Origin of the sequence: Corallococcus terminator, from assembly GCF_003611635.1 — a bacterium.
Classification (GTDB): domain Bacteria; phylum Myxococcota; class Myxococcia; order Myxococcales; family Myxococcaceae; genus Corallococcus; species Corallococcus terminator.
This window is the reverse complement of sequence record NZ_RAVZ01000485.1, coordinates 1-5,287: the sequence shown is the minus strand read 5'-3', so window position 1 is coordinate 5,287 and position 5,287 is coordinate 1. Positions and strand designations below refer to the sequence as shown.

At 72.7% G+C, this 5,287-nt stretch carries 4 protein-coding genes; 3 read left to right on the top strand and 1 reads right to left on the bottom strand.

From position 1 onward, the window contains the following. The 3 genes from D7V88_RS38575 to D7V88_RS38565 form a co-directional block, all read left to right on the top strand. Nucleotides 1–1,472 (top strand): glycosyltransferase family protein (locus tag D7V88_RS38575; protein ID WP_244238623.1); only part of this gene is annotated, 1,472 nt, incomplete at its 5' end. A gap of 71 nt (nt 1,473–1,543) precedes the next feature. Then, complete coding sequence (locus tag D7V88_RS38570) at nt 1,544–1,894, top strand: histidine triad nucleotide-binding protein (protein ID WP_120545527.1); 351 nt, start codon at nt 1,544–1,546, stop codon at nt 1,892–1,894. A gap of 110 nt (nt 1,895–2,004) precedes the next feature. Next, nucleotides 2,005–2,778 carry a YoaK family protein gene (locus D7V88_RS38565; RefSeq protein WP_120545526.1) on the top strand — a complete coding sequence of 258 codons (774 nt, stop codon included), beginning with the start codon at nt 2,005–2,007 and terminating at the stop codon, nt 2,776–2,778. 28 nt (nt 2,779–2,806) lie between these two features. Here the strand turns inward: D7V88_RS38565 and D7V88_RS38560 are convergent, their stop codons facing one another. Continuing rightward, nucleotides 2,807–5,044: a fused MFS/spermidine synthase gene (locus D7V88_RS38560; RefSeq protein ID WP_120545525.1), complete on the bottom strand. Its 2,238-nt coding sequence runs from the start codon at nt 5,042–5,044 to the stop codon at nt 2,807–2,809. Nucleotides 5,045–5,287: the final 243 nt, after the last annotated feature.

Genomic DNA, 5,287 nt, shown 5'->3' with positions numbered 1-5,287 from the left:
CCCCCACCGCTGCTCCTGGAGTCCCGGCCGAAGCCCTGGCCGAGCGCCGCCTGGGTGGGGTGCTCCTGGCGGTCGCGCTCGTGGCCGGCGCGGCCTTCCGGCTGTACTGGGCGCTCCACGACGACGGCATCTACTGGCCGGACGAGGTCTACCAGAGCCTGGAGCCCGCCCACCGGCTCGTCTATGGCTATGGACTCGTCGCCTGGGAGTTCATCGACGGCGCCCGGAACTGGGCCCTGCCGGGGCTGGTGGCGGGGCTGCTGGGGCTCGGCCGGCTGCTCGGTCTCACCGACCCCGCGGGCTACCTGGGGCTGGTGAAGGGCTTCTTCGCCCTGGTGGGCACGGCGACGGCGTGGGCCACGTGGCGGCTCGCCCGGGTGTCCGGAGCGTCGTCGCTCGCGGCCTCCGCCGGGGCGGCCCTGTTCGCGCTGGCGTCCGTGCCCCTGTACTTCGCCCCCCGGGCGATGAGCGAGAACGCCTCCGTGCTGCCGGTGGTGCTGGGGCTGGCCCTGGCCCTGGCGCCGGGGGCCTCCCGGCGGACCCTGGTGGTGGGGGCGTCCCTGCTGGGGCTGGCGGTGCTGCTGCGGCTCCAGAACGGCGTCTTCTGCCTGGGCCTGCTGGGCGTGCTGCTGGCACGGCGGCAGTGGCGCGAGGCGGGATGGGCGCTGGCGGTGCTGTCCGGGTGGGCGCTGGCCTTTGGCCTGCTGGACAAGCTCACCTGGGGGCGGTGGTTCCACTCGGCCATCGTCTACCTGGACTTCAACCTGGTGCAGGGCAAGGCCGCCTCGTTCGGCACGAAGCCCTTCGAGTTCTACTTCCGCATCCTGGGCCGGGCGATGCCAGGGCTGTCCATGCTCGTGGGCGCGCTGGCGTTGGTGGGGCTGCCCCGGGCGCGGGGGCTCGCGGCCGTGACGGCGGCCTTCCTGCTCCTGCACTCCTTGCAGCCGCACAAGGAGCTGCGCTTCCTGGTGCCGGCGCTGCCCCTGCTGGCGGCGCTGGCGGGCGTGGGCCTGGATTCGGCGCTGCGCGTGCTGCGCGGCTTCCCCGCGCGGGCCACGGCCACGGTGGGGGTGGTGGCGGCGGCGCTCCTGTCCGGCGCGAGCGCGGGGGCGCTCACCTTTCGCGAATTGGGCCAGTACGAACACGCGCGCCCCAAGGACAGCGCGTGGGACGACCAGGGCGCGGTCAACCGGCTGCTGGAGGCCGCGGGCCGGCAGGACGACGTGTGCGGCCTGAAGGTGGAGACGGTGCACCAGGCGTGGACGGGGGGCTACAGCTACTTCCACCGGAACGTGCCGCTGTATCCCCACAACGGTCCGCCCCGGAATTCGCGCCGCTACAGCCACGTCATCACCCTGGCGGGCAACGAGGGCGCGGGCGCGACGGTGGCCCGGGACGGTCCGCTGGCGCTGGTGAAGCTGCCCGTGGGGGCCTGTGTGCCGGACCCCGGCTATTCGTGGCGGCTGCCTTGAGCGCGACGATTGGGCGGGATTGGGCGGCAAGGCCCTTTCCGCCCCACCCGGCGCGTTGCTAAGCCACGCCCATGTCCGAAGCCAACTGCCTCTTCTGCAAGATTCGCGAAGGCGCCATCCCGGCGAAGGTCGTCTACCAGGACGAGCACTGCCTGGCCTTCGAGGACATCAATCCCCAGGCCCCGATGCACGTGCTGTTCATCCCGCGCAAGCACATCGCCACGATGAACGACCTCACCCCCGAGGACCGCGAGCTGGTGGGCAGCCTCTACATCGGCGCGGCGAAGCTGGCGCGCGAGCGGGGCTACGCGGACCAGGGCTACCGGGTGGTGATGAACACCGGGCCCAACGCGGGGCAGACGGTGTTCCACATCCACCTGCACCTGCTCGCGGGCCGTCCCCTCCACTGGCCGCCGGGCTAGCAGTCCCCCGTCGCAAACCCGCCGTCCGCGAGGCCCGTGACAGGGCCCGGCGGCGGGTCTAGCGTTGCCGGGTGCGTGGCCCCCTTCTTCCCAGGGCGCGCCCGCCCTCCATGTTCAGTGCCCAGTCGTCGCCGCAGACACGCCGCGCCTATTCACGCCTCGCCCTGCTGCTGGCCGCCGTGGCCGGGGCGGTCAACGCCGTGGGGTTCGTCGCGCTGGGCGCGCACAGCTCCCACATGTCCGGGCACATGGCGACGCTCGGCGAGTCGCTCGCGCTGGGGCGCCGGGACGCGGGCTGGCTGTCCGCGCAGTTGATGGCGTCGTTCGTCGCCGGGGCCACGTGCGCGGCGGTGCTGCTGGATGCCTCGCGGCACCGCCCCAGGGGCCGGCACGTGTCCGCGCTGCTGCTGGAGGCGGTGGTGCTGGGCGGCATCGGCGTGGGGATGGCGGGCAGCGTGGGCGTGCGCGCGCCGGTGTTCCTGTGGGCGCTGGCCTTCGCCATGGGGTTGCAGAACGCGCTCGTCACCCGGCTGTCCGGCGCGGTGGTGCGCACCACGCACGTGACGGGGCTGCTCACGGACATCGGCATCCAGTTGGTGCAGATGATGGCGTGGGTGCGCGACGGCCTCCGGGGCGAAGGCGCGGCGGGCCTGTGGCACCGCTTGCGCGAGCTGCCCTCCGCCGTGCAGTTCGAACGCACGCGGCTGCACGTGGGCCTGGCGTTGGCGTTCCTCGCCGGCTCCACGCTGGGCCCCTTCCTCTTCCTGCGCCACGGGGCGGTGACGCTGGCGCTGCCGTGCGCGGTGCTGGGCGTGCTGGCCGCGCTGGACGTGCGCCTGTCCGCGCTGCCCGGAACAGCGTCCTCCGCCGCGCCCGGCCGCTGAAGGCAGGGCGCTCCCCGCGCATCGCGCATCAGGGGGACTGGGGACGGGCCACCGGCGGCGCCGGGGGGGCTTCGTCGTTCTTCTGGATGCCCAGTTCCTCCAGGGTCCGGGTGCGGCGCACGGCCTGGAGCACGCTGCTGCGCTCGTCCGTCCAGACGTAGTCGGGCTCCCCGCGCAGGGACAGCCGGCGCACGAGCGCCCCGGTCGTCCTGAAGGTGGAGCCCCAGGAGAATTCCTTGTCCGGGCTCAGGAGGATCCAACTGCTGGCCAGCGTGTCGTCCTTCGTCTCGGTCTTCACGAGCGTGGCGAACAGGCCCAGCGCCTTCGCGTGCGCCAGGCTGATGGGGACCAGGTCCAGGTACTGGTTGCTGATGTGCAGCGCCAGCACGCCATGCGGCGCCAGGTGCTGGAGGTAGAGCGCCAGCGCTTCATGCGTCACCAGGTGCATGGGGATGGCGTCCGAGCTGAAGACGTCCAGGGCCAGCACATCGAACTGGTTCTTCGGCCCGTGCTCCAGCTCCTGCTCCAGGGAGATGCGCGCGTCGCCCTCCACCACCTCCATCTTCGCGGGCGAATCCCCCAGGTAGCTGAAGTAGCCGCCTTCTCCCCGCGCGAGCGCGATGATGACGGGGTTGATTTCGTAGAAGCGCGCCGCGTCCCCGGCCTCCAGCAGCGCGGCGCTGCCGCCCACGCCCAGCCCCAGCATGCCCACGCGCAGGGAGGTGGGCAGCCCCAGCGCCCCCCGCCACCGGCGCTGCTCCGCGAGCGCCAGCCCCAGGCCGCTGTCGCGCGAGTAGTAGGACGTCGTGACGCGGCGGCGCTCCGGTTCGACGTACTGCCAGCCGTGGGTGATGACGCCGTGGCGCAGGGTGAACTGGTGCTCACGCGGGTTGTTGGGGTTCTGCTCCACCACCTGCACCACACCGAAGAAGTTGCGCTCGGAGAAGCGCACCTGGCCCAGGGCGCCGGTGACGAGGAACGACAGGTTCACCACCGCCACCATCACCAGCATCGCCCCGCGCAGCACGCGCTGCATGCGGGCCGTCACCTTCTCATCGGGAGGCCGCTGCATCATGCCCACCAGCGCCACGATGCAGCAGGCGCCCAGCGCCAGCGGGTGCTCCCAGTAGACGTTGAAGATGGCGGGCGCCACCAGGCTGACGAACACGCCGCCCAGCACCCCGCCCACGGACACCCAGAGGTAGAAGGCGCTCAGGTAGCGCGGGGCCGGGCGGACGCGGAACAGCTCGCCGTGGCACATCATGGCGCCAGAGAAGAGCGCGGAGGCGTGGAAGAGCACCTGCCAGCCCAGGTGCAGCGCGGGGCCCTCCTTCTGCGCGTACGCCACCAGGGCCAGCGACGCGATGAGGGCCACCGAGTACGGGCCCCGCGCGTAGAAGGACTCGCGCGAGAAGGCCAGGATGAAGGTGACGAGGTACACGGCCAGCGGCAGCACCCACAGGAAGGGCCCCGCCGCCACGTCCTGGGAGAGCTTGTTCGTCGTGGCCAGCAGCAACACCGACGCGACCATGCTCAGCCCCAGCCACAGCAGCGTGCGACTCACGCCCGGGCGGGGCGCGTCGGGCGTCACCGCCGGAGCAGGCTCCCCCACCGGCTCCCCACCCGGCTCCACGGGGGCCACGGATGACGCCGTCGCCGTGCGGCGAATCAGGTCCCCGGCGCAGGCGATGGCGAAGACGACGAAGAGGCCGAAGCCCGCGGTCCATCCCCACGCCTGCGCGCTGCGGCCGACGAAGGGCTCCACCAGGAAGGGGTAGCCCAGGAGCGACAGCAGTGAGCCGACGTTGGAGAGCGCATACAGCACATAGGGCGAGCGCCCCGGCCGCGCGCGGGCGAACCACGACTGGAGCAGAGGCCCCGTGGTGCTCAGCACGAAGAAGGGCAGGCCCACGCTGACAGCCAGCATGCCCATCAACCGGAGCACGGGCAGGTGGTCGTCCACGGGGCGCCACCCTTCCCCGGGCGTCAGCGGCGAGCCCGTCCAGAAGGCCCGCGCCGCGAGCGCCACCACCGCCACCGACAGCAGGCCCAGGTGCAGCAGGGCCTGCGTGCGTGGGCGCAACCGCGAAGCCACCGCGTGCGCATAGGCGTACCCCGCGAGCAGCGCGGCCTGGAAGAACAGCATGCACGCGGTCCACACCGAGGGCGTGCCGCCGTACCACGGCAGGGCGTAGCGGCCCGCCAGCGGCTGGATGCCGAAGAGCAGGAACGCGCTGGTGAAGATGGCGAGGGCGTAGCGAACCATGCGGACTCGGGGCAGGGGCGGGGGCGCGGCGGGAAGCGACCCGCGCGCACCGTGTTTCCCGCCTGGAGCGCATCCCTGTCAACGCCCGGCGCCTCAAAGCCCGGCGGGCGACCAGGCAGGCATCCGTCGGGGCGGGTGTCCGTCCCGGCCTTCGGCCCTATTTTCCCGGACGGGAAGGGCGCGGGGGTCCCCGCGCCAGAGGGGAAAAAGACCATGAGGGGTTTCGGGCGCGGTGTGGTGGCG